The 25,573-nt window shown below is 59.2% G+C and carries 19 protein-coding genes; 6 read left to right on the top strand and 13 right to left on the bottom strand.

Annotated elements, in window-relative coordinates:
• The first annotated feature begins 168 nt into the window (after positions 1-168).
• Positions 169-753, top strand: a complete 585-nt coding sequence (locus tag ACI48I_RS22875; RefSeq protein ID WP_498575531.1) for a hypothetical protein — start codon at positions 169-171, stop codon at positions 751-753.
• A 485-nt stretch (positions 754-1,238) separates the two neighbouring features.
• On the opposite strand, the gene ACI48I_RS22870 is transcribed toward ACI48I_RS22875, so the two are convergent.
• The 5 genes from ACI48I_RS22870 to ACI48I_RS22850 are packed head-to-tail and all read right to left on the bottom strand — an operon-like array spanning position 1,239 to position 10,804.
• On the bottom strand, positions 1,239-2,546 hold the full coding sequence (locus ACI48I_RS22870) for a 5-methylcytosine restriction system specificity protein McrC (protein WP_498575530.1): 1,308 nt from the start codon (positions 2,544-2,546) through the stop codon (positions 1,239-1,241).
• A complete protein-coding gene (locus tag ACI48I_RS22865; RefSeq protein ID WP_498575529.1) occupies positions 2,543-4,318 on the bottom strand; it encodes an McrB family protein in 1,776 nt (591 codons plus the stop codon). Before ACI48I_RS22865 ends, ACI48I_RS22870 begins: the two co-directional genes overlap by 4 nt.
• A 24-nt stretch (positions 4,319-4,342) precedes the next feature.
• A complete protein-coding gene (locus tag ACI48I_RS22860; protein ID WP_498575528.1) occupies positions 4,343-4,597 on the bottom strand; it encodes a hypothetical protein in 255 nt (84 codons plus the stop codon).
• Positions 4,598-4,643: 46 nt separating this feature from the next.
• Positions 4,644-8,084 (bottom strand): UvrD-helicase domain-containing protein, encoded by a 3,441-nt coding sequence (locus ACI48I_RS22855; RefSeq protein WP_498575527.1) that lies wholly within the window; start codon positions 8,082-8,084, stop codon positions 4,644-4,646.
• A gap of 2 nt (positions 8,085-8,086) precedes the next feature.
• Complete coding sequence (locus ACI48I_RS22850) at positions 8,087-10,804, bottom strand: PD-(D/E)XK nuclease family protein (RefSeq protein WP_498575526.1); 2,718 nt, start codon at positions 10,802-10,804, stop codon at positions 8,087-8,089.
• A gap of 363 nt (positions 10,805-11,167) precedes the next feature.
• Between ACI48I_RS22850 and ACI48I_RS22845 the strand changes: the two genes are divergently transcribed.
• From ACI48I_RS22845 to ACI48I_RS22835, 3 genes are all read left to right on the top strand, one after another.
• Positions 11,168-13,267, top strand: a complete 2,100-nt coding sequence (locus ACI48I_RS22845; protein ID WP_498575525.1) for an AAA family ATPase — start codon at positions 11,168-11,170, stop codon at positions 13,265-13,267.
• A 318-nt stretch (positions 13,268-13,585) separates the two neighbouring features.
• The gene (locus ACI48I_RS22840) at positions 13,586-14,632 is read left to right on the top strand and encodes a hypothetical protein (RefSeq protein WP_498575524.1); all 1,047 of its coding nucleotides are present in this window, start codon (positions 13,586-13,588) and stop codon (positions 14,630-14,632) included.
• Between the two features lie 109 nt (positions 14,633-14,741).
• Positions 14,742-14,912, top strand: a complete 171-nt coding sequence (locus ACI48I_RS22835) for a hypothetical protein (protein ID WP_498575523.1) — start codon at positions 14,742-14,744, stop codon at positions 14,910-14,912.
• Positions 14,913-15,542: 630 nt separating this feature from the next.
• Here ACI48I_RS22835 and ACI48I_RS22830 read toward each other — a convergent pair.
• From ACI48I_RS22830 to ACI48I_RS22800, 7 genes are all read right to left on the bottom strand, one after another.
• Complete coding sequence (locus ACI48I_RS22830; RefSeq protein WP_498575522.1) at positions 15,543-16,193, bottom strand: GDSL-type esterase/lipase family protein; 651 nt, start codon at positions 16,191-16,193, stop codon at positions 15,543-15,545.
• Between the two features lie 136 nt (positions 16,194-16,329).
• Positions 16,330-16,905: a hypothetical protein gene (locus tag ACI48I_RS22825; RefSeq protein WP_498575521.1), complete on the bottom strand. Its 576-nt coding sequence runs from the start codon at positions 16,903-16,905 to the stop codon at positions 16,330-16,332.
• Positions 16,906-17,626: 721 nt separating this feature from the next.
• Positions 17,627-18,139, bottom strand: coding sequence for a gamma-glutamylcyclotransferase family protein (locus ACI48I_RS22820; protein WP_498575520.1), 513 nt, complete (start codon positions 18,137-18,139; stop codon positions 17,627-17,629).
• A 67-nt stretch (positions 18,140-18,206) separates the two neighbouring features.
• Positions 18,207-19,175, bottom strand: coding sequence for a helix-turn-helix transcriptional regulator (locus ACI48I_RS22815; RefSeq protein WP_498575519.1), 969 nt, complete (start codon positions 19,173-19,175; stop codon positions 18,207-18,209).
• Between the two features lie 140 nt (positions 19,176-19,315).
• Positions 19,316-19,498, bottom strand: coding sequence for a hypothetical protein (locus ACI48I_RS22810; RefSeq protein ID WP_498575518.1), 183 nt, complete (start codon positions 19,496-19,498; stop codon positions 19,316-19,318).
• Positions 19,499-19,647: 149 nt separating this feature from the next.
• Complete coding sequence (locus tag ACI48I_RS22805; protein ID WP_498575517.1) at positions 19,648-19,956, bottom strand: helix-turn-helix domain-containing protein; 309 nt, start codon at positions 19,954-19,956, stop codon at positions 19,648-19,650.
• 581 nt (positions 19,957-20,537) lie between these two features.
• Positions 20,538-20,948: a hypothetical protein gene (locus ACI48I_RS22800; RefSeq protein WP_498575516.1), complete on the bottom strand. Its 411-nt coding sequence runs from the start codon at positions 20,946-20,948 to the stop codon at positions 20,538-20,540.
• Positions 20,949-22,155: 1,207 nt separating this feature from the next.
• On the opposite strand from ACI48I_RS22800, the gene ACI48I_RS22795 reads away from it, so the two are divergent.
• A complete protein-coding gene (locus ACI48I_RS22795) occupies positions 22,156-22,818 on the top strand; it encodes a metallophosphoesterase (RefSeq protein ID WP_498575515.1) in 663 nt (220 codons plus the stop codon).
• Positions 22,819-23,140: 322 nt separating this feature from the next.
• Here ACI48I_RS22795 and ACI48I_RS22790 read toward each other — a convergent pair whose 3' ends face one another.
• Complete coding sequence (locus ACI48I_RS22790) at positions 23,141-23,629, bottom strand: putative molybdenum carrier protein (RefSeq protein ID WP_498575514.1); 489 nt, start codon at positions 23,627-23,629, stop codon at positions 23,141-23,143.
• Between the two features lie 659 nt (positions 23,630-24,288).
• Here ACI48I_RS22790 and ACI48I_RS22785 point away from each other — a divergent pair.
• A complete protein-coding gene (locus ACI48I_RS22785) occupies positions 24,289-25,161 on the top strand; it encodes a hypothetical protein (protein ID WP_498575513.1) in 873 nt (290 codons plus the stop codon).
• Positions 25,162-25,573: the final 412 nt, after the last annotated feature.

The following is a 25,573-nucleotide window of genomic DNA, read 5'->3' as shown; positions in this document are numbered from 1 at the left end:
GTGAGAATGCGAGAGATCGAGAGCATCCTCTGCAACAAGGGATGCACTCTTCATTTGCGCGTACTATGCGGGCGCTAGCAACGCTATTCAACTCAAGCGGACAGCCTCCGATGCGCTACTGTAGTCTCGGCAATTAACGGCAAGTTCCAAATATCACGAAAGAGAACAATGAACAGAGAATTTCCATTTAGCGTCTCCAAAGAAAAAAAGGATGTGGAAACCGCACTTCAGATCTTTGAGATGCTCTGGCACGATCACGAACGCCGTGGCGGGAAATTCACAACGAAGGCGCTCACTTCCGTGTTCCACAGGTACATCTCCGACGCTGTTACCTACGATGGCGGATGGCGTCGCGGCAAATATTGGTCTCCCGCCGCGTGGGAAGCGGTCTGCGAGAAAGGCAGTGCAGGCGGACTCGGGCTAAAGTGCGAGCACGTCGTCCCGCGCGCCCGCGTGCTCGCACACGCGATGCACATCGACTCGTATCAGCAGGCGCAGGAATTCGTCGTCAACACCAGCTTCGTGTGCGTGATCACCGGGGAAGAAAACAAGCGCTTGACCGCGGCCGGTTTGGCTTCTTCCCATCCCAACGTCGACGATCCCTGGGCGCGCTATTCTGCATTGCCGAACCCTATCCAGGTGCTGAACGTGCCCGGCTTTCTAACGACGGCAGAACAGGACGTACTCCGAGGCCACGGGATCCTTGCCGAAATTGGGGACCTTCGTTACGTTAAGCCGAAGTTGGCTGCCTAACGTCCGGTTGGCAGGCCTTACTCTGTACAAATATACGGCTAGCGAAGCACCACAGTTTTTCCTCGACGCTCAAGAGCGACTGAATGCACAAATTTTTGTACGCAGTGCGTAAAGTAAGCACTCAATTGCTTGGCATTCACAGCTTTTTCTCGAGTCAACAATAGACAGTGCAAGATTTTCTAGCACTTGCATTGTGATGTGGGATGCCGTCGAATGTGAGCTGATATTCCTAAGGTCGCGCGGCTCATAAAATCCGATCAATGACGCTGAGGCGCAGTGACATAGTTCATAGACCAGTCGTTATGAAGGATAACGCCTGATCTATGACCGTATGTAGGTTGAGTTTCATCGGCGCCATTTGGACCGAATGACCGCGGAGAGGTGATCAAGACCAGCGCTCTGGAGCGAGGTCAGCACGATCCGCCGGCGTTCCTGCGTCAACCATGCTGACAAATCCAGCAAAGACACGTGGACCAAGGTTTACCTTATTGTGCGACTGCTGCCGGGTCGTCCAGCATAGCCGCCATTAGTTGCTCGCAACGTACCGACGCTGCGTCGTTCGATAGCGGTAGCGCTACAAACCACATGCTTTTGTCGGCGTCGAAGCGCCAAGGGCTCATCTCTTCCACTTTCGCCAAATGGGGCTGCTCGGGGTCGGCCGGATAAATAAGCGCACCCACCGCCCGCGTGCCCGGTGCACAAAAGCGCCCGAGGTAGGCCGCAAGCTGGTACAGATCCTCGCGTTGTGGACCCAGGTGTATGCGCTTGTATTTGGCGTCGATTACCGCGCGTGCCTGATCACCGTCGAACAACAGCGCATCCGGAATCAGCGTGCCGAGCGAACTGCCATCCACCAGGCTGCGTAGCATCTTGCCCGTTGTGTCAGCTTCGCGCGTACCATGTTTGACGCTCAATGGTGTACAGCTCTTGCGCAGCGTGTGCAACACGTGCAGTTCCCACAGTTCGGCCACATCAAGCAGCACGCCATGCGAGGCGCCGTCGTTGCTTGCGTTGGCGGCCAAGCCCTGATGCGTGGCGATCTGGCGAGATAGTTCGGCGAAAGGGCCAAACCCAGCAGTAATCGGCGTGAACCGGACCCGCGCCAGTTCTGCTTGACTCGGCACACGGGGATGGGCACCTGCGACCGCGACGAGATGCGGTAGCAACTCAGTCGCGCGGCTCGGCAGCCACTGGTGATCGGGCATATCAAGTGCCCTGCGCAAGGCAGAGTAGGCGGCAACAACCACCTCCGACACCGCATGGTCGAGCGAGCGCTCACTTCGCACTGACGCCACTGCTTTACTACCAGCCGCGCGCAGGGCGACGCTACTGAGGACATCGAGGCGCCCGCGGACGACACTGCCCTGGGTCCGCGTTTCTTCGCGTAGGGCCGGCAGCCCGTGGCGCGCGGCTTCGACAAAGGCGCTACCCCACACCACAGCCAGCAAGCGTGCCATGAAATTTTCATGTTCGCCGAGCCGGCCAGGGGACTTCGTAATCACGAGCGAGTTGATGTTGGCTAGCCACTCGAGAATGACTGGAATGCCCAGACGCGGCAGGATCGTTAGCGTGCCTCCTTCAAAGGCAACGGAACCGATATAGCGTCCCGCGCGCCAGTTACCGTCGCCATCGCACTCGATGATTGGGTCGTCGTCATCGCGCCGGTCCGATAGTGCGACCACGAGATCGCCCGCATTCACCGCACGCTTGAGCCGCCCGAGCCACTCCCCATCATCGCGCGATACGGTCTTGATCGGCGAGCAATCACGCGCGCTCAGCTTCGGTGGGCTCACCGCCGCGCCTTCGGCTGCAAAAACGCGACTTCCAAGTCCGTTAATTCCTTGGCGCGGGTGGCAGTGTCAAGCCCGCCTAAGTATTGCTCCAGCAATGGGCGCAGCGATAGACGCCAGACTCGGCGCACTGGCTCGGTTGGCTCGCCCCTGTTATTCCAGAGCATTACCTTAGTGCGGGCTGACAGGGAACGAAGCAGGAACTCGACGACGTCAAGTAAATAGGTGTGCCCGATTTCGTATTGCGGGCCAAGTGCGTTACTTTTATGAATCTGGGCGTTGAGGTTGGCAGCTGCGGCAGCGAGCTCGGCGAAATCGTCGGCAACGTTATTCCAGTCTATGCGCGGGGAACGCGCGCGCCAGATTGCTTCGGCCGCCGCTAAGAGCGCATCGCTGTTGAAACCGCAGTGAAACCACAGAAAACGGCGTCGCAGGGCAAAGTCGAGTTGCTCGACCGACTGATCGATCAGGTTCATTGTCCCAATGATGTACAGGTCATCAGGAATGCTCAAGGTCATGGTCGAACCGTCCGCGCCCTGTCCCGGCAACTCAACTACTTCATCGCGGTTCTCAAGCAATGAAAAGCATTCGCCTAACATGCGGCTCAGGTCGGTGCGGTTCATCTCGTCGAGGATCAGCACATGCGGCAGGCGCTCCGTGCGCGGGATCTTGTTCATCTCGGCGATCAGGCGCAGCAGGTAGCCGGGCCGGTATTCGGTCGCACCGTCGGCGCTGATATGTAACCCGCGCACGAAATCCTCATAGCCATAAGCCGGATGCAACTGCAGCCTGTGGACGTTCGATGCGTAGGCCGCCTCGACGTCACGAATGGCCTTGATATAGAGACCGATACCGTCGCGGCGCAACGCTGCCGCGTGGATCAGCTTATGCGCTAATTGCTTGGCCCTGTAGGTCTTGCCGGTGCCCGGTGGACCATACAGCACGATTTGGCGCTTGTATTCGACCAGCTCGAGCGAAGGCTCACTATCATCTTCTCCGTCTTCACTGTCATACCAGAGCCCGACCAGGGGCGGGAGGTAATAGTCCAGGGGGCGAGCGTATGTTGCCTCGAGCGCCTGCCGAATCGTCAGCAGTTGCTGGTCTTCGTGGTCGTCCTGTGCACCAGCAAGTGACTTGAAGACATCGGCCAGCTGAGCCTTCTGACGCGCGCTGCCGATGCGCTCGAACGAATCTGGAAACAGCATGTGTAGCAACATATGTCGGAGTTGCTTGGCAGCGCCATTTTCGACGTCAATGGCCAGCGACCGCAGCAACCACGGGTCAGCCAGGTGGTCGCCTTGCTGCTCGGCGGACAAGCTCTTCCACGCGAGTACGAGCTCGACCAAGTACCCTAGCTCGTAAGGGCGGCGCGTATTATAGCCCTGTCCGGCGCCGCCAATGCCGCCTTGGAATGCAGCGATCAGGGCGCTGTTCTCCCCGACCGTTTCCCCTGCCCACCCAAGCACTTCGTTGACGACTGCGAGCTTGCGCGCGCCGCTGACCTTCGTCGGAAATAAGAAATAAACGGCCAAGGCTTCGCCTGCGAGGCGCTTGACCGGTGCGCTCGCCGAGAGCAGTTGATCGCGGAACTTGTCCATGAACGAGCGGCTGCCCGTATCCGGCGCATCCACGAAGCGCCGCTTGAGTTCCTCAAGGTTGGCTTTACTCCACACTGTGGCGCCATCGTCTAGCAGCGAACCATCATGCTCCAGGCAGCGTTCACGAAACAGCTCGGCCGCTCCATACACTGCGTTTGCACCTTCAAACCGCGCCATACACCTACCTTTTTAGAATTAAGATTATGTTGCTTGAAAGACTTTATCGATCATCATAACGATCCTCATAGTCGTGTACAAGGAAGGCTGAGCACGCGCCTCGCAACTCAAAAAAACCACCACGCCACCGGTGACTCCAGCGGTAATATCGGGTGCTTCTGCGTCAATCACTTCGGCATTACTGAAAACATCGTCGTCCAGAATGAGCACTCGCTCGTTGTCGATGAGATAGGCCTCCAGCGACAGCTCTCGCTTAAACGGAAACGCTTCAAGCTGCACATCATTCGCGGTGATGTGGCGGTAATCCGCATGCTTGTTTGGGCTGCTAGATTGAGTGGTCAGACAGGCTGTTTTTGCCAGTAAGCTCGACCAGCTCGTTCTGTAATACATAAAAGATCGCAGTGCGCACCTTCACGCCCTCATTGGCGTACAAACTTGCGTAGCGTTCCAGCTGCTCCCGATAGTGTTGCTCGGCATGTCCCTCCAGGTAGGCGCGCGGGTACGCCTCTTCGCAGCGTACGGTTTTGTAGTCGATGATCCAGCGCTCGCCGCCTGCCACAAAGGTCCTGTCGATGATGTGGTTCGCCTGTCTATCGGCCCCATCCAGGCAGCTCGTCAGCGGCTTTTCCGCAGACGCGTCCCCATGCGCATCCAGAATCCACCTGCCATTGTCCGACTGCAGTACGGTCTTCAAGGCACGCACCGCGCGCGCTGCGCCTTCGATGGCAGTCGGATCGGAAAACCCTTGCCCCCGCAACCACGCCACACAAGCCGGTTCCAGTCCGGCGCAGCGCGCATGTGTCCATGCCGTTAAACCGTCGTTGGCGATCATTTCGAGGTAACGGTGCACCAGCGTGCCCGTCGCGGCATCGATCGAGATATCAGATCGGTCCGCGTCGAGTTGAGGATTCGCCACCGTGGTCGTGCCATGCACGCTGTGACGGTACTGCGGCGCAAGTTGGGCGACGATGGGACTGCGCAAACGCACCAGGGGCGCAGTGAATCTATCTTGGTCAGCAGCCGTCATTCTCGCTGCGTCCGGCTCCACAGATCCGGCGTCTTGCAGAAAAGCCTCCTTGGCCGGACTACCCCACAACAGCGCCAGTAGGCTGCCCTTCGCAGGCGCGCACACGCCGTCCGTCTCCTTGAGCGCGCCAAGCAAGTGAAGCGTGTGGCGCGCCCGTGTCACCGCCACGTAGAGCAGGCGCTGAGCCTCATGGTGCTCACGCTTAGTTTCCATGCCGTGCAGCAGCGCATAGATGAGGTCGCGGCCCTTCCCGGTCTCCGGACCGTCTTCGGCATCCTCGCTGACCTTTGCCGGCACCACGGCCGGAATGATGCAGGTTCCTGTCGCTGGAACATCGAGACGCTCCCATAACATCAAGCGCCTGTCGAGTCTCCGTGGTATCTGTCCAAGTCCCGGCACGATGACGCAATCGAACTCCAACCCCTTCGACTTGTGAATCGTCATCAGCTGGACGGCGCGCGCCGCCGCGTCTGGGTTCGGACTCGAATACAGCTTATCGACGCGTTCGAGGAGCAGTTCAGCATCGATGGTGCCCCAGCGTGTGCACTGCAGCAGCAGTGCAAAGTAGGCGTGCGCATCCTGTAAGTCGGCGCTGCCGTGCAGGCAGAGCGCACCACCGAGGTGACGCCATACCTGTTCCACCCAACGGCATGGCGCTTGCCGCCCCTGATGGGCGAACGCCTCCTCTAACACTTGACGAACATGGCGCAGCCGTTCCTGCCCGTCGGCCGATAGGCCCGCGCAGCGCCCTTCCTCATGCATCAACTGCCAAATCGTGCTGTCGTGATCGTCGCCGGCCAAGCGGTGCAGGTCGTCGAGCGTGAGTCCGCACCATGGCGCGCGCAGGATCGCCAGCCAGTGCACGCGGTCGGCGCGGTGCGACAACGCATGGGTCAGTGACAGCAAATCTTGGATGACCTGCTGTTTGGATAAGGCCTCGATCTCGACCGCTTGATAAAGCAAATCCGGACGCTGTTGCCGGATAACAGCCACTAGGTCGTCAAGGTGGCGCCGCATCCGGACCAGGACCGCAATACTGGCTTGCGGGCGGGCGCTACGGGTAGCATCGATAATGGCGATGATGCGGTTTGCCTCGTCGCCGCCGAGCGCTTCGGCATCCTGTCCCGCTACGAAAGGATGGGCGGTAACGCGCGCATGACCGCAGGGCACCCGGTCCGTCGAACAGGCTGCATAACTGACGGCGCCGGCGCGGGCGTCCGCTTGATGCGGAAAGACCGATGGAAAAACGGCATTTACCCAGTCGACGATGACTGGGTCGGAACGATTGTTTCGATGCAGACGCAAATGCGCGAGGCGAATGCCGCCAATGCCTTGCTGCGCCACGTCGAGGAATAGGCCGACCTCCGCCTTGCGGAAGCGGTAAATTGATTGCATGGGGTCGCCGACGACGAACAGGGTACGTCCATCGTCCGCTTCCCAGCCGCGCGTCAGGGCCGCGGCCAACGCCACCTGACCTGGGCTAGTATCCTGAAACTCGTCGATGAGCAGGTGTCCGATCCGATGGTCGAGCGCCAGCGCCAAGTCTGTCGGCTCACCCTCGGTTCCAAGCGCACCCAGTGCGTGCTGGGCGATCGCGACGAAGTCGACCACGCCAGCGTCCCGAAAGACGAGCCAGAGCTGGGCTTCGGCGAGCGCCAGCACGCGGCCCATGATATCTACCATCTCCCAGCCGTCGTCGATCGCCGCTACCGGCGGCAGCTTGCGCAAGTTGTGTAGGTAGCTAATTGCTTCCGCCGGTAAGGCATAGATCAGTTGGAGTAGGTCCTGGGACAGTGTCTGAGCCTGTACATTCCCCGCTGGAAAACCGTCGGGCTTCTTCAGTGTGCGACGCGGCTTGCCGCCGTCAGTCAAGAGCAGCGAGGCGAGTGCCTGCCACGCCGTCAATTCATCGGCCTGCCCGGTCAGGGCATCGCTCCAGTCGAGGAGCACGGCGAGCGCCTCATTCGTGGTCGCGGCGAAGCGCGCCGCGGGCATGATCCGCTCTTGAACCTGGGCGTCGAGCATGGTGGGTGCTTCGCGTAAGAGTCCCGATACCAGCATCTCCAAACCCTTGGTCGCCGGAATGCGCGCGTCCTCCCTTTGCGCGCCGTCGCGTTGCCACTGATCGCGCTGGGCCAGCATATTCCCCAGTAGCGAACCAAGGGTACTGGCATCGTTATGGAAGTAGCGTAGTGCACCGCGCACGCACTGTGCGTTGGCGTCCACGCCCTCTACCAGGGCAAGTGTTGCTTGTGCCGCAATCCGGTAATACCGCCCTGCGTCAGTTTCAACTTGTGGCTGGTGGCCGAACCGGCTAAGAAAAGGCATTTGACGCACCAGGCTGCCGCAGAGGGCGTCGATGGTCAAGATATTCAGGCGCCCGGGATTCCCGGCAAGGTCCCAGCCGCGCACCCGGTCGCACTCGAGTACCGCGCTAGCGAGGTCGTAGGTCGTTTGGCGGTGCGGCTGCGCGTCTCCCGGGCGCACACGAGATGCCGCCATACTCAGGCTGGACAGGATCCGGCTGCGCATTTCGCCCGCCGCCTTGTTCGTAAACGTCAAGGCGAGCACTTCCTCGGGATGGTCCACGCGGGACAGCAAGGCTAAGAAGCGCTGAGTAAGAAGTTCGGTTTTCCCCGATCCGGCCGGTGCCTGGACGATGAACGATTCCGGGTCGAGCGCGCGGCGACGCGCGCGTGCGTCTTCCTCGAGCACCGAGGTCGAGCGTGCATTGTGCATCCTCAGGATTCCTGTCGTGATGGGTTGATGCCCTGGCCAGGGGGCGGCATGAACAGGCCCGCACGGTACGCCTCGCGTTCGGGCAAGCGTAGCAACGGCAATACGTCGCAATAGGCGAGCGCGGCGGGGTCACTGAGGCTGACACCGGCCACGCCGCGTGCAAACTCGTCGGCTACGGCCGCAATGCGCGTGCGCCAATGCGCTTGTAACGCGTCCCAGTCGGAGAAAGCGGCGAACGGCTTACCGGAGACCTTGTGCATACCACGCACACGGTCGACGAATTTGTCGGTGGCGCTTAAACCTGCAAAGCGCGCCGCTCCCAAATGCACCTTGCCGAACACCAGCGCCCCGATCGGTTCGCACGACGCCGCACTCGACAGGGCAAGCGCATAGACCGGCAATTGTGGCTCGGTGATCCGATCCGTCGCCCAGTTGTGGATGCTCCCTGGGATGCCGGTCTTGTAATCGATGACCACCAACTTACCATCTTGTCGATCGATGCGGTCGATCCGCATCGTCAGCGCCACCCGGCCGATTGTATGCTTGACCTCGCGCTCGCACTCGACGACGACGAAGTCGCTGCGCCGCATTTCCGCGTCCAGCCACTCGCGCAGTAGCCGGTGCAAACGCAGCACCTCCAGTTCGCGGGACGCTGCCGGAATCGGCCCCATGTGCGCCTCATAAGCGGCCAGGCTGGCGCTCACCGCCATCGCGATCCGCTCGTCCAGCACGGCCGGGCAGACAGTCAAGTCGGCTAGGGCTTGTCGGCTACCGACCTCGTTCCAGAACCACTCGAGGGCGTCATGGACGAGGGTGCCTCGTTCCTGCGCGCCAAGTCCCTCTCGCGGCCGCTCCAGTGCCGCCGCCCCCAAGCGGTAGCGGTAAAAGGCCCAGGCCGGACACAGCGCCTGGGCACGCAACAGCGACACGCCGCCACGCGCGCGTTCGCTGTCTCCGAGTACCGGGCCGGCCGCGTCATCGAGACACTCGAGAACCTCACTCCATGGCCGCACCGGCGCGGTTGGCACCGGTAAGCTAACGGTCATCTCAGTGTCCACGACGAAGAGCGGGCTGTGGCGTAATTCCTGCGAGCCGTTCATCAATGCGCACGAAAAGCGCACGAGTGGCGCCTGGCGCCGCAGCCGTCGCAGGACGGTGCGCGCGTAGTCCAACTGCACTGCTGCGCAGGAATTCGGAATCCGGTGCGTTCGTTGCAGCGAGACGGAAATCAGGGGATTCGGGGACGGCGCCGGCGGCCATGCGCCATCATGCATCCCCATGACCCACACGGCGTCGAACGGTAGCCCGGTGCTCTCGAGCACGCCGACGACGTGGACAGACGGGGTGCCGCGGGTCTGGGGCTGGAACACGCGTTCGGCGCATAAGGTACGGAGCCGCGTCACAGCCTGCGCGAACCCCAGTTCGCCAATGAGCCGATCGGCGCTGGCAAAGCGGTCGAGCAACTCGGACCAGGCCTCGCGCGCCTGATATTCGTGACTCGACAGGGCGCGGCACCCCTGCCCCCCACTGCCGGCCCAGCCGGCGTCGCGCAGCATGGCGCGTACGTGGAGCGCCCAGGTCGAGGGAAGATGTGCCTGGCTAGCGCATTCGGCGGCATGGTGCGACAGGTGCGATAGATGGCGCAGCGCCGCAGGACAGCGCAGTCCGGGTTTATTGTCGCGCTGTTGCGCCTGCTCGATGAGCTGAGCGACGTTGACACGTCGTTTGAAGCGCTTGCGCATATGAGCGTCAAGCGCCGCACGGGCATCGCTCTCGTGCAAGCTATTCGACCAATATGGGTTCAGCAGCAAAGAGGTCAGCGCCGGCTGCTCAACTCGCTCCATGTCGCTGGCGAACCCGAGCAGTTGCAGCGCGCAAGCGACGACCGGCACCTCGGCCAGCGAGCGGCCAAGCGAAAAATTATAGCGACGTGGATGCTCCGCGAAGCCTGGAGCGGCAAGCCCCGGGTCGAGCACATGTTCCAGCTCATACTCGAGGCGGTCACGCACGCTGCTCAGGTCGGGAACAACGATACCGATGCGCCACGTTGGATTCGTCGCCAGTTGTAGTTCGGCCCAGCGCGCGGCCGCTTGACACTCGGCGCCGACGTCCTCGAACGTCGTGATCGTACAAGGGCAGTCCTCTCCCCTGGCTTCGGCGCAAGAAGACAGCGCAGCGCCCAGGCTGGTGGCTAAGCGCCGTTGGTATGGATGGAGCGTATCGAACCCGGCAAATGCAACCCGCGAACGCACTCGCAGTGTTCCTTGTTCGAGAGCTCGCAGCACCGCATCGCGGCGATCGACGGCGACCGTCCAGCCGTTCTCATCGAGCCTGCTTCGAAACAGCTTGCGCCAATGCGTGAAGAGCGCCGCTTCACGCGACATCGCGTTCTGCTCGCTATCGAGCCCCCAGATCGTCGCAACCGCATAGGCATCGGCCGCTTTCACAGCCATCGCCGCGACGTCGAACAGCGGCGCGTCATCGAGCGCAATACTTTCCTCGATGACCTGCTGCCAAAGCAGCTTTTCGGACAATGCGTCAAGCAGCACCAGCGCCGGTAGCGCTCCCGACAGCATCGCCTCCTCCCCCAGCCCGTCGATCCAGGCCTCGAGCACGAATGCCTGCGGGGTGTCCCAGACGGTGGCGCCGTCGGCGGCCCGCGTTGCGCGCAAGGTCTGCGCCAACCGGGTCGTTGCACAAAGAATGATAGGGCTGGTCATGAAGGGGAGAACTGGCTCGCGAGGCTGCTTTGGTTGCTGGCGGGAAAGTATCGCCCATACCTTTTGGTTTGTCCATGTAACTGTCTCTCAAACGGCCCAGACTTCCCGGTTACCTCGAAATGCGCCTACCTGCGTTGTAGCGGCGAGACGGTCGTGCATTCCTGACAATTGCTCGGGAAGCGTCGGGCGCCAGCTCGCTACGACGGCCGGGTTCAGCCGTCCTTCAGACTTGGAATGAGCACACAGCGTTGCGAGGGGCACCTCGACTACGTGCCTGACAATGCCCACTTGTCGAAGCGACAGCGCTGCGACATAAGCTGTCGCATCTCTCTTTATGATGAGTGTCTCTTAAGGAGATGCTTCATGAAAACTCGCCGTCGCACCGCATCCGCTACTTCCCCCCTCAAGGAGATCGAATCTATTACCGAGCTCTGGATGTTGCGCATGCTGATGCCCTTGTCCGGTCACAAGGTATTCGTCATGCGCAATGGCTTTTCGGAGGACCGGGTGGCGCGTCACCTCGGCATGGGTGACTGGCTGGATAACGATGAACTTGACTTCGACAATGCTACGGTCCGCACGCACTTGCGGGAGCTCCATGTCGCGGCCGAGGCACGGGCCGCCCAGTTGGACCCGCCACCTGGATTGCGCGCGAACATGACACGGCTTTCGCAGCTGGTGGGATTGTCCGAAGTGGATTGCCGCATCCTGGAGTTCGCCGCGCTGCTGCACCATGACCGTGTGTTGGACGATTGCGCCGATACGCTTGGCCAGCTCAATTCGCTCAAGGTGATCGATGCGCTTGCAGTCGTGCTCGACCTTGACCGGCGTTGCGTGCAAAGCGCGCTCGGCTCGCAGGGAGTGTTGGCGCGCTCCGGTCTGCTGGCGATCGACCGGGGTAGCAGCGGCTACCTGCGCGGTAAATTGGACCTGCTCTCGGACAGTTTTGCGGACCTGCTGCTGGGCGGAGAAGCCGACCCGCTCACCTTGTTGAAGGACACTGTCAGTCCGGGTGCGCCACCGTCGCTTGGCCTGGCCGACTACGGCCATATCGAAGACTCACTGGCGCTGTTGAGGCCGTATTTGGAGCAGGCCTTGCACAGTGGCCGGGCGGGCGTCAACATCTTCCTGCATGGCGCACCGGGCACTGGTAAAAGCGAACTGGCGCGCGTCATGGCTGCCGTGCTGGAGTGCGAACTGTTCGAGGTGGCCAGCGAGGATTCCGACGGCGATCCCGTGTTGGGCGAGCGGCGCCTGCGCGCGTACCGCGCCGCGCAAAGTTTTTTCGGACAGCGCAATGCCATGATTCTCTTTGATGAAGTAGAGGATGTGTTCAATGATGGCGACCGGATCTTCGGTCGGATGAGCACAGCGCAGAAGCGCAAAGCCTGGCTCAACCGTACGCTCGAGCAAAACCAGGTACCCGCACTGTGGCTGTCGAATTCAATTGAAGGAATCGACCCGGCTTTCCTGCGCCGTTTCGATATGGTGATTGAAATGCCGGTGCCCCCGCGCGCTCAGCGTGAACTGATTGTGCGTCGGGCCTGCGGCGGCGTGTTGGAGGATGCCGCGATCCACCGTATCGCCGCGTCACCGCAGCTGGCACCGGCCGTGGTGAGCCGCGCAGCCGATGTCGTGCGCACCATTGGGGATCGGCTCGATCCCGCCAGGGCCGGCCGCGCTGTCGAGTTTTTGATCGACCAGTCGCTCGAGGCCTTGGGACACGCGCCGCTGCGGCATGGCGAGGCGGCCAGTTTGCCGGCCGAGTATGACGCGGCTTTGCTCAACGCAGACACGGATATGTTGCAACTCGCTGACGGGCTCGCTGCGAACCGTGCCGCCAGACTGTGCCTGTACGGCCCGCCCGGTACCGGAAAAACGGCATATGGTCGCTGGCTCGCCGAACGACTGGGAATGCCGCTCTTGCTTTATACCGCGTCCGAGTTGATGTCAAAGTGGGTGGGCGAGAGCGAAAAAAACATCGCCGCCGCGTTTCGCCGCGCTGAAAGCGAGAACGGCCTGCTGCTGATCGACGAAGTCGATAGCTTTTTGCAGGACCGTACCCATGCGCGTCAGTCTTGGGAGGTGACGATGGTTAACGAAATGTTGACCCGGATGGAGACGTTTTCTGGCGTGTTCATCGCCTCGACTAACCTCATGGCCGGTCTTGATCCCGCCGCCTTGCGCAGGTTCGATTTGAAAGTGTGCTTCGATTTTCTACTGCCCGAACAAGCGGCGCTGCTATTCAAACGGTATATCACGCGCTTCGGGCTGGCGCCAGCCAGCGCAACCGACTTCGATGGTCTGCGCGCATTGCGCAATGTGACCCCTGGGGACTTCGCAGCCGTCGCGCGTCAGCATCGCTTCCGCCCGATCGTTTCGGCAACGGCCTTCGTCCATGCACTGGCACAGGAATGTAAGCTGAAAGCGCCCGTGTCTTCGGCCATCGGCTTTGTGCATTGATCATCGACCGCGAGCGGCCACCTTACAGTGCCGCCAGCATGACGCTGCCGCTCGCTCGCCCGCGAACACTGAGGGTAAGCGCACACCCACTTTGGTTTTGACCACTTGTCGGAGACGTTGTCCGCAATGTTATCAGTCGTGCTCGCCCGCGGATCGGACGCAGGCAGCGATGTCGTGCATGACAGGAGTCGAGCGATGGGCCTTACATTTTTTTGATAACGGAGCGCTATGTCAGACAACAATCCACCGGATTGTCCCGCACGGACGATAGCGATTCCGCCTACGTTTTCACGGCTCTCACTTCGCGAGGCGGACCGCATGCTCGCCGCCCTCGAGCGTTCCCGTCTTGCTGAGATCGACAATTACTGGGCACTCTGCCACGCCGAGCCGGACAGTGCCGCGTGCGTGGCTGCTGGCGCGGCGCCGATCGTAAAGGATGTGCTGCACCTCGCGCGCAACACGCTTGCGGCTCCGCACCCGGGCGCGATCCTCAGCTTAGCGAACGCTACTGCGCGGCTACTTCGGGTCCCGGCGATTCGCGCGTCTCTCCTCGACGACATGTGTGAGCCAGGACCGGCTGATCCCGCTGACACGTTCTGGGAAGATGGTCGGATAGTCGGCCTCAAGCATGTGGGGGAGGAACGGATCCTGGTTCTTCGGTATGACGGGCCCCTTTTCAATCCCGGAACCGTCCCTGAGGCGAGCGTTATCGCGGCCGATGATTGCTATCTTGTCTGCCGAAGAGGAGGTGTAAGTGCAGAAGAAAATTATGAGTGCCTGACGGCCTATGTGACAGGAGGGATGGACGCTCGCGGGAACTGGCAAGCGCTACCCATTGACTTGGCGTCAAGAAATGAACTGATGAGAGACCTGCAGAGCATGGAAACGCTGGTCGATGGCAGACGGCTCAGTGATGCGCCCTTTGATGCGAAACCGTTGCCGACCTTTCCGGGCAGCAGCGACCGCTTAGTCGAGCAAGTCCGGACGCACAAGGCGACACTTCGCCGCGCTGGTGCGATCACTTCCGAGCAACAGGCCATGGCGGAGCGCCGTGCCAGACCCCTGTATGCGCGGATGACGCAGTTGCACCAACGAGTGGAGCGCATCGAGGATGAGCTTCACGAAATACGCCGTCAGATCGTTGACGCCGAGGCGTGCGCGCTTGAAGAAGCAACTGGATTTGCGCGCGGAGAACGCGTTCGACATCGGTCGACAGGCGAAGAAGGCACGCTCGAGATCGTTCATTTCGGCGCGGCGCAGTTCCGACTACGTGGTCCAAGTACTTACCCCCGTACTTACGTTACCGGGGAAATTCGGCTCGGCGAATGGGAAAAGGTGGAGACATCGCCGCGCAACACCAGCTAGTGACGACGTCAGAAGTGCCGCCAGGTTTTCCGGTTCCCGCGCGTTTGGCTACAGGACAGCCGTGATCGCCGCGTGAACCAAATTTTTAAACATTCAGTGGAGATCTATCGTGTACATCCTCATCCTGACGCTCGTCCTGAATCGGTCGATGCCTGCCACCATGGTGACCGCCGAATTCACGAGCCGGGAAACCTGCGACGAAGCGGCGAATGCCTGGAAAACGCAGGCGAAACTAAGCTTCAGCAATGCGCTGGCGACGACAATCTGCAAACCAAAATAACCGCGTCTGCCCGGTTAGATCCGACGTCGATACCCCATCAGCCTACGATTGACGTGCAAAATGAAAAATACCCCGGAAGGGCATCCTAAAGTAGAGTAATTCCGGATCAGAATTCTTCCCGATCAGCGTTTCCTGCCGTCGCGGACTCGTGCGTCGACCAGGGCTGCGACGTACTGCGTGATCTGATCCATCCGGGCCATCACCCCATTGATCTGGTCGATGCCAATGGTCAGTTCCCGAACGGTCGACGCTATCTCGGCCAGAATGTTCGTAGCGTGCTAAACGATTTCCACGATCTCGTGAGTGGCAGCGCCGGCGTCCAGCTGGCTTGCTGTCAGCGGAGATCTTCTGACCGCGCTGCTGATAAGCAGCTCGACCACTTTCGCGACGCTGGCCGAGCACTGTAGCGTACCGACTGCAGACGCCCTGCCGCACAGGTCTGCGCTGCTCACCCGCCCGAGCTAGCTCGGCCGCGGCGTTGATCGCCAGAACGGAGGTTCGCTCACCCCCGGTCTTGGCCTTTCAGTGCAATCGTGCAAACTGATGCCCACCGGCGGATGCGCTACCGGTAAAAGCAAGCGCGATACAGGGCGCTCCCCTGGCAGGCGACTGAAGCTGAGTACGAGAAAATCAGGCAGCAGGAGAGCCAAACACGACCGTCCGTTGCGCCGCCGTGTCCTGCGACCGTAGCAATAATGCGATGGCCGCAGCGATCTTTCCCCCACCTTGCTGCGAAGGCTCGATCGGTGACGCCGCAGAGTAGTCAGCGGGGTCATCACAGACTACGCGAAGATCCAGCACAGGAAGTCTGCGTGCCACCGCTTCGCGCAAAATCACGTCGTTAAACACGGCCAGCGCAGTACGTAGGCCGGGCGAGAGCCCCGGCACGCAGTCATAAATCGTTGAAATCGCTACAGGCAGGCCGATGGTTGATACTTCATCGAGCATACGGCGGTATTCAAAGCGAAATTCGGCTTGCCACGACGCTAATATTTCCGCGGCCTCGAGCACAGATTTCACGCCCGACTGCATGTAGCTGACGAGCCCTAATACGTCGTTGCCGCCGCAGCTTACAACCAGTGTTCCAGACCCTGCAGACATTTTACGAAGACGCGCGACCTGCGCCCGGACGTCTACCAATACGTCACCATCGCGCGCCAGCAAGATAACCCGATGTTCGTCCCCCAGCAGTGCTTGCAGCTGAGCTTGCACTTCAGTGTTTTTGGGAACATAGGGAGCGTTGTCAAAGATTGAATCGCCCAACAAGAAAACATGGTGCATTGAAAAACTCCGAAGTCGATGGCAGACTCATCGGTTAGCCGCGTGGCAGATCAAGCCTGAGTATGTGTCGTATGGCAGGAACGGGAGTGGCTGACGTCAGCCGCCGCGGTCTTTAGCCGGTGGTAACCGTGGGCCGTCACACCGGATGCAAGGTGTACGCGTTATCCTCTTCTACCTCGAAGAACAATTCACCAGAGGCGATATTTGGCGTATCGCTCCAGAAGGTGACGATTGACGCGAGCGATTCGACAAAATCGCGCAAGATCGCATCTTTCTCCATCGCTGCCATCAATTCATGACGCGTAACACCAGGTAGGAACAGCGGCGCAAGAGCCAGTCTGGTCTCGAACGCAAGTGGCGCAGGTCCTGCCAACTGAGCGTGAACGGCGTGTCGCAAGCTCGTGAGATCTGGGTGATAACGTGCGTCGGCGACCGATAACTGGAACGTTTTCGGCGGTGTAAGGCATTCCACGCGGCAGGCAATGAAGCCATCCTGGGGCCGCCCGACGCCGGCGGCGCCGTCCAACGCTAACGCAGCCGTTGGGCTTGCGTACACGGCATTGCGGCGGGAAGGCTTATCGTCTGGACGCGTAAATTCCCACAAATTATCGACGAAATACGGCACATTGGCGGGTAGCCGTGCCCCGGGGTGACGCTTGTGTTGGCGCTGTGGATCGAAGCTACTACGAGGGACGGCACGATACAACTGCATAGAAACCTCCATTTGTTTTTGTTAGAAACGGCGAAACGCTTTGCTTCGACCGCTCTACGGACAGCGCGGCGTTGCCCATGGGTGCGCGCCGCTAATTCTTCGCCACCCATCTTGGCTAATCGAACCGGCACGCGGCGGGATCGAACGTGCGAGCATAATCCAGACGCGTGACTTCTCGGCGGGCGTCACGCGCGACGTTCGACAACGCTGTGAGCAGGCTGCCATTCAATCCACTTTCTTTACCGTGGATAAAATGAATGACACCAGTTTGAGTCACTTAATTCTCCCTAAATAATGAGCTGAGCAGGGGGCCGAGGCGTCCTTGCCTGCATTCCACGCCCTATCGCCTGCCTGATACTCTGAAACGATTCGCAACGATACGACCGGTCCCGGTTGTATCGTTTTTGTGCTTGCGACGCATTTCGGTGAAATATTGAACTCACTTTCTGCACTGCTGCGCTCGCCAACCTCAACAGCTTATTTCTTTCTGCGACATTTTGCGTCGCAGGGAATCATGCTTCGTTTTCGGCACTGTCGCGAATAACCTCCGTACACGCCCTGCATCACGCGCACGATAACCACGCTGGTGAGTCGGCGACATGTCTGCTGCTGCACGGCAGGCCAGGGTCGCCGGTGAACCGAACGCATTCTGGAAATCGCCTCGAGTGAGGACGAGGTAGTGATGCCTGCTTTCTCGAAGAATGGGTGCCCTGTGAAGGCCTTACGCGCTCTCGTCGGCGTAAACGACCAGCTCACGCTGACTTCGCTGTGCATCCGGGTCAGGCTTACATGCGACCGCTGCAATCTGCGCGACATACCACGGCGGTAGCCGCTCCTGCCGGGCGCCCGCAAGAACGTGATGCAGGTACCAGCTGTACGGGGCTGTCTCAGCACCGATGTCAGTTGCGAAGTAGCATTCGGCAAAAACCGGCGACCCGCCTTCCACCGCCACCCTGACGGTTTTCCGCTGATAAGCGAAGCCATTGCCCTCGGCCATGTCCAACAGCGGTAGCTCGTCGGCGTCAATCTCGTACACGACGCCGTACACGCAATCCTTAGTTGCCCCGGTTTCGATCACGTCGCACTTAGCGGAGCCGTCGGAGCCCGGTTTATGAAAAGCCAGTTTATAACCATCCAGCACGGCAACGCCGACCGTTTCGGCTGACTGCACTCTGGCTTTGAACCGTCTGGCGGACATATTTGAACCATAGGCGAAGTAGGAAATAGTCTGCACCGGCCGTACTTTCTGTTATTGAAGCGCTTATCGGGTCACGCGCAGGATAGCGGGAACGAAAAGGGCACTAGCCATAGATTGCGGCCATGCCGAGTGCGACTTTTTTAAGTTCGGCGCGCAATTTAGCTGGGCCGTGCACCTCAACAGCGGCACCGAAGCCGGTGAGCCAATAGACCAGCGTGCGGGTAGAGGCGACAGTGGCAGTCAGGTGGACCGACCCGTCTTCACACGATACGAGTACCTGATCGGAGGACAGCGGCGTCTCAAACAGATGCTCGGCAACAGGGCGCTGGAAGGTCGCGCGCAGCTTGATTGGGGGACCAGTCAGGAAGCCGAACGCGCCGGACGCGATAAACGCGTCCACGTCGAAGTCGCCTGGTTTTCTCACTTCCTCGTAGATCAACGCTGCCTCGTGCACGCGGTGCAAGGCCAGCGTGCGTACGTCACCATGATCAGCGAACGTGCACACCAGATAAACGATGCCGCCTCGTTGGACAATCGCCAGGGGGTGCACCACTGGATAATGGGTCGCTACTGCGGAATCGCGTTTTTTGTAGCGCAGGCTCAGTTGTAGATCCTTCATCAGGGCAAGGTAGACCGTACGCTGACATTCTTGATTGAGCGCCGGCGCTTGCAAGGGCTGCAGCGGTGCAATTGTCCTCACTTTACCTAGCCAGGCCTTTGACGTCACCGACTCATCCAGAGCGTTGAGGACGCGTGCAGCGGAGCGGAACTGCGGTTCCAGGGCGTCCAGCGCAGTAGGTGGCAACTGGTTGCGCAGATGCTGCTCGACCAGGGTCAGTGTCAGCGCGTCCGGTACGCTAAGGCCTGGCAGATCAAAGCTCGGTGCCGAACGCTGCCAACTCCAGCCGTACGGCTTTTCGCGGTCGTCCGATACCAGCGGAAATACCGTCGACAAGTCGATCAGGTCGCGCTGCACCGTGCGCGTGGTCACCTTGAAGTCGGCATCGCGTAACTGCTGCTGTAAGTTTTTCACTGCAATTTTAGCGGGTGCTCGGGGGATCAGACGCAGCATCGTCCATTGACGAAGAAGAGTTAAATTTGTTGGCACGGGTTATGTAGTCGTTGGCGCGGGTGGACGGGATCGTAGCCACCCTGTCTGAAAGTGTTACGTATGTGCGCGGATCGTGACGCATCATTTTTCACGTATGGACCTCAGAGGAATCCCTCATTCCTCAACGTGGCGATGAGCGTTTCGCCGTCCATTGGTTCGGAGAAATCCGCATCGGTCAACGTCATGACTTCCAAAAGAAGGTTCCCATCGAGACCCTCTGCGTGTTTTCGGATGTCCTCTACGAAGGCCTGCGCTTCACTCAGTACTTCGAGTATTTTCTTCACGTTGGCCTATCATTAAAAGCGGCAGTGTAGCCATGGCGGAGGCACGGGTGATTGCCATCAAACCATTCCCGGTCGCCGCCGCCGATCCTATATTCCATTGGTGCGGCCGCCTCCTCCCATATTCTCGTTACGGCGGGCTGATGGTTCATTTACTTGTGCCCTCCCTCCACGTCATGCTGCAAAACGCGCAAGCGTGCAGCCATTTCCTCGTAGCGTTTCTTCACCATTGAATGGTCCAACCCATACGCAGCGACCGCGATGTCGGCAAGACCTACCCCAAGTACTTGTGTCAGACGGGCTGCCGTCAGGTAATCCAGCCCAGATTCACCAGCCTCGATTCGGCTCACCTCGTCGGGGGAAAGCCCCGCTTTGATTGCTAAATCCAGCGCGGATAAGCGCCGACGTTCGCGCAAGACCTGCAAACCGAGGCAAATTTGGAACTGTGAGATCATCAGCATAAGGTACTGTAGGCCTATAGCCACCGCAATATATCAGGGCAAATTTAGTTCTCTGCGACAACATCAGTTGCGTTCAACGGGTCGTCGCTGGACTGCACTACCTCGCGTTCGTATTGAGACGCCCAACGCCTGCAGATACCGTTGCAGGCAAGGCAAGTAGCGCCAGGTTGACTGCCCTTATCCGGCTGCAACAAGATCAGAATAGCGTGCAGTGCGACGTATAGCGTCGCTATACATTCTTTTCAAGGGCGGAGCAAGTCGCTCCAGAATATCCGATCAGGTAGTCATCCACGTCTATTTATGAGATCTCGCCAGAGATCACGTGTCGGAGCTTGGTGTTGAGCACTCGGCCTTGGCGGCGTCGTTAGACGCGCCAGAATCCAGAAAGCCACGGTTTGGTGTCACAAACGACATTGGTCCAGGGGCGCCTGGCTATACGCCAAACGTGTCGATATAAGGAGGTCGCATCCACGGCGGTGCTGTGGCCCTACCTTTATGCAGCAGCCTGGACGATTCCTGCAGAGAGCGCGATCGAAAAAGATGTCGGCTCGCCTTCATCAAAACGGCCGGCAAGGATTGTCTCAGAGAGCGCCGCTCTGATCCGGAAGGTCGCGCAGGTCGAGTACCCATTCGCGTACCACCTTCCCATTCACGATATCGAATATGACTTGTTCATTCCAGAATCTTTGCGCCGGGTAGTTAGAGAACCGACATTCCCCCCGCCAAGCACACACGATGCCGCTGAACCAGGAGGCAACGATTGGGCCAGAGGCCTCGGCGAACAATTGTAAATGCCGCTCACTGCTGATATCAACTAAGTACAGGCGGCCCTCAAAACACTCCCAGGTCGCCACATATCCATTAAGTGTGTTTATCGTACTACGCTTCTCAGGCCGCGCTGGCAGGGCGTCAAGGAACGCCTCGAGTGGATAGGTGTCGATGCTATACATTATGTCGCCGATACGCAGGCGGTCTGGAAAGATCGTGCTCATAAATCCGTTTGTATGCGTTCGTTCGTTGGTTGATGGAACATCCTAGCTGGAATGAAACGAGCGTGGCGTTCGCCGAGGAAGCTTCCCCCTGCATTGACGGAAAGCCGATAGCTGAGAACAGGTTCCCAATCGGATGCATTGGCTCGCCTCCTTTTTGATCCGTGCTTCTCGCACACGCTGGCACCGGCGAATGCTTTTTCAGCCGTGCTCGGCATTTAACCGTGGCTGCGCGTCCCCGGAACGGGTCAGATAAGGGGCAAGCTACCTACCTTGGGCGCAGGGGTCAGGCACTTCGGTTGTTCGCCCGATCGACCTTCTCCGTCGGTACCGCCAGCGCGTCCAGTACATCCATTACCTTGGTAGCCAGGATGCGTTCGGCGTTTGATAGAGCGGAAGCCGCGTTGCTTTCATAAACAAGTGCCAGGCGCTCATGAATTGCCTGTGCAAGACCTTAAAGGTCGCCGGATATCGCGGCGACAGCACATCGTCAACGCTGTCAACGACGACGACTCCTCGTTCGATGCGCATTTAGCTGCTCCGTAAATTTGGCTATCAGACGTGGACTTCATGTGACACCACCATTGCCTGCTTGTGAACCAGAGAATGCTTTTGGTCGTCCGAGTTTGTGCGGTCATCATGGTACTCGATAGAGACTGCTGCGCCGGTAGTCGGAGCGCACGATACCTGTAGTTCCCGAGCACCGATCACCAAACAGAAGTCTTGTAAGGTAGCGCCCACTGCGCTAACTCGGCTCTTGATAGTGCCTCTACTTTGATGCGACGCAGGTTGTCGCAGTGCGGCTCAAAATGAAAGCTCGTTGCCCCGAAGAAGCCATGAAATGATTTTGCAGATTCTCACTGCGCCTCGATACAATGGATTGGCTACGCTAATATCCACAACGATTCTTTCGCTAGCCCGGTCTGGGTGCGCGCTACCAAATCGGCACAACGGTGGTTCGCATACAAACTCCATGAGGGACAGACGTCCCTCAATCGTCCTCAGGCACCTGCTAACCACGCTAATTGTCCGTCACCGGTATTCGTAGAAAGATGCTCATGGAGCCGTCGTACATCTCATGGCGGTAATTAGACAGGCGCTACGTCAGCGAGATGTCAGATAGGCCGATCTAGCCCCCACGCGTTGGCGGTACGCAGCCAGCTGAACGCAACTTGCGTCTGATAAATGTTTTGAAAAACCTGGTTTTTATATGACTTTTTTTGTGCGACGGTTCAATGCGAATCGACTCGGTCGTGATTTTGTGGTCGGCGACGTTCACGGTTGTTTCAACAAACTCTCGGTCGAGCTGGACCGGCTTAAGTTCGATTGCAACGTCGATCGCCTGTTCAGTGTGGGTGATCTTGTCGACCGTGGTTCCGAGTCGGCGGCGGTCATCGACTGGCTGACGCGACCCTGGTTTCACGCTGTACGTGGCAATCACGAGCAGATGGCGCTGGACTATCTCGCCGGCGACATCGATCCCGATGACTATCGGCTCTATGGTGGCGCCTGGTTCATGCAACTGGGCCTGCTGCACCAGAAACGGGTTGCGTCCTATTTCGATCTGCTCCCAATCGTGCTGGAGATCGAGACGTCGCGAGGTCTGGTTGGAATTGTCCATGGCGACTGCCCATTCGCTTCCTGGGAAGAGCTGGTTTCCGAATTATGCAGTGACGACGCGCCGCTAGTTGGAGAGATCTGCATGTCGAGCCGTGAGCGTATCATCGCAATGGATGATTCCGGTGTCACAGGCGTGACTACGGTATTTGTCGGGCACACGCCTGTGCCAAGACCGATTTCGCTTGGGAACGTGCATTACGTTGACACAGGCGCAGTGTTCGGCAATCCGCTGACAGTTGCGCAGTTCAACTAGCATAGCGACAGACGAGGACCTGCGAGCTCCGCACGTACGAGAAAAAGATGGCCGGCGCCGCCAAGCCTGGTTATTCCACGCATAATGGGTAGCGGCAGGTGATCTGGGATAACTGGCCATGGCCGGTACTTCAGCGCCACCACGCGCGATCGCGCTTTAGTGGAAAAGCTGTGAATCGCACCCCAGCCAATGTCTTTCGACGCATGTTCATCCTCGACGGGAAAGTGCTGGCAGAGCTGAGGAGCGGCAACGTGCTCCTACGCCGGGTACCCAACGAGATACTGACGCAACCTACGGCAATGCGTCATGGCCGCTCCGGAGACTATGGCGTGCCTGCATTTGGCGTAACCGCCTGCGAAAGCACTTGCCGCACGAGGTCACTGATGCCTGGCGCGGACGATTCGCGTTTGCCGGCCACGTTCAGCGTTTTTACGCCATGGCGCGCCAGAAAGCGTGCAACGTACTTCGGATGTACCCCTGGGCGCACGTGCAGCCACGGCTTGTTCAGGCTGTCGGCGAATGTGGCGGTGCGTTTCGAACCGCCATCGAGACGGTCGGTCAGTGTGAAAATCAATGTCGCGTCGCTGTCGCGTACGTTCCACTCGGTGCGCTGGAGGTAGCCAGCGCCCGGGGTCGCCTTCAGCAGGTACTGCTGAGGCAGCGCCCCATCCTCGGTTTTGCGTCCGCGCGGGCACCAACCGCCGTGACGGATTCCCCGCCCGATTGCCCAGTCGAGCCCAGCGCGGTCCGCGCCGCTCTGCCCGCCGGACACCAACATGAACCCGTCACCTGCCATGAATACTTCGTTCATTCATTCTCCCTGTCGATCCAATGAAGCGCCAGCTTAAGCCAACCTGCGACAGATGATGTCGCTGCAACGACGCGACGCTGGCCGTCGCGGCCGCGCTTACGCTGACTGACGAACCCGTCGTCAGCGCCAGCCGAGCAGACCGCGCCCTGAACCTGCTCGCCATCACCTCGGTCCCGTTCCTACTCAGCTGCTGTGTTAGTTTATGGCTCCCATATTGGTGTGAACCATGCGAGTGACCCAGTAAAAAGGTAACTAACTAACGGAACACCGGACCGATAAGTAAGCTGTCCTTCGAGTACCGCGGCCAATATCAAGCCTCCGTCCCTGGCGACCAATTTGGTCCCCTCCTGAGAGAGCATAAAGAGCTAAAAGAGCAAAGAGAGTGCAGAAGACTTGTCGGCAAGGCGGCCGGAGTCCGGAACGGTGATGTGGTTAGATGTACTCGGCATTCTCTGTGGGTTAGTTACGTTTTTGTTTGGGTGCTTGAATTGCTGCCTCTTTTCCCCTGAATGCTACCGTCCCGTATTGGGCCGAACCCATTCGCATTATGCTATTCGGCCAACGGTGCAGCCCCGGACTAGCTCAAGGTATACTGAGCCCGGCGCTTGAACGCTTCGCGATCGATACACGTCTCCTTGCACCAATCGCGTTCCTGAACTATGAAACTATCAATCATTCTCACTACCCTTGCTGAGGCGAAATTGCCGTCTGTGACGAGTGGGCAGCTGCAGCAACTCGTTGGAACTGCGGAAGGCAAGGCATTCGCTGAAGACCTGAAATGGTATGCCGCTGGCGAGTCGGCCCGCCGTAATAGCTTGGCGGCGGTTGTGCATGCGCTTGCGCCGTCGGTACGCGGATCAGTCGAGCGGATGGGATTGCAATTTGATCTATCGACTGTCATCGCCGCCGCAAAACGCGACGGCGAACAGCTATTCGAGGCAATCAAGGCAGGAGCGACTAAAGCGACCGAGCGCGGCCAGACAATCGGGTACCTGCGAGGGATCGGACTCAAAGCGTTAGCGCCCTCTCCTGCCGTGGCATCGAGCACAGCTCTAACTGAACCGCCTTACTATTCATTTAAGGTGTTTGGGGGTGCAGCCGCACTATGCATAAGTGAAGCACGGACACGCGTGGGTAACCAGTACACCGTTCAAATCGAAGGGGCGTTGTTGCTAGCGGGTGGCGAGCGCAGAGAGTTCGACTGGCGCGCTAAGATCGTCGTCCAGCTAACGGTGCAAGAAGCTTATCTTACGTTAGCTCTTTTCGAAAATTTGATTCCCAGCGTAAAATTCGACGGCCACGGAAGGGCTCACGACAAATCACTGCACATCGAAGTTCAGGAATCACATTACTTCGTGCGCATGCTCCAGCGCGGGCGTGCCGCGGTGGCCGTACCGGTACGCGCCGTTGATGCGATTCCATGGGTCGCGCTGCTTTACAAGCAACTTTTGCAAAACGAGCCGCATCTTCGCATCGATGATATTCGCAACATGGTCGGACGCATGGCGGCAATGCTAGGAGCATCGCGCTAGACATTATCGCGACGCTTTTGGAGCATTGGGTTTACACGCTACTGCGCCGTCTGCACTGTCTTGGCAAGTCAAGTCAAGTCGAGTCGGGCTGACCCGACGTCAGCGGAGCCAAAGGCTTACAACGTACGCTGGGGGCGCCAACAAGTACGGTAAATTTTGGGACAGCACTACCTTCGTCAGCCTCCGTGAAGAGCTTGCACTTTGGGGCGTAGACTCGTCGTTAGAACACTAGGACGCGCCAAGTTTGCATCGATACCGCGATTTACTCACACGGAATTTGCTCTCTCTTTGAGAGAGGAATAACCGCGCAGCCAACACTTGTACAGATAAAAGATTTGAGCTCGAACAAAGTGAAGGTAATCACATTGACTATGGTGCTTAGAGAATCGGTGGTGGCAATCGACAATCATGG

The organism is Massilia sp. LXY-5, assembly GCF_059801075.1.
This window is presented reverse-complemented; position numbering and strand designations above follow the sequence as displayed.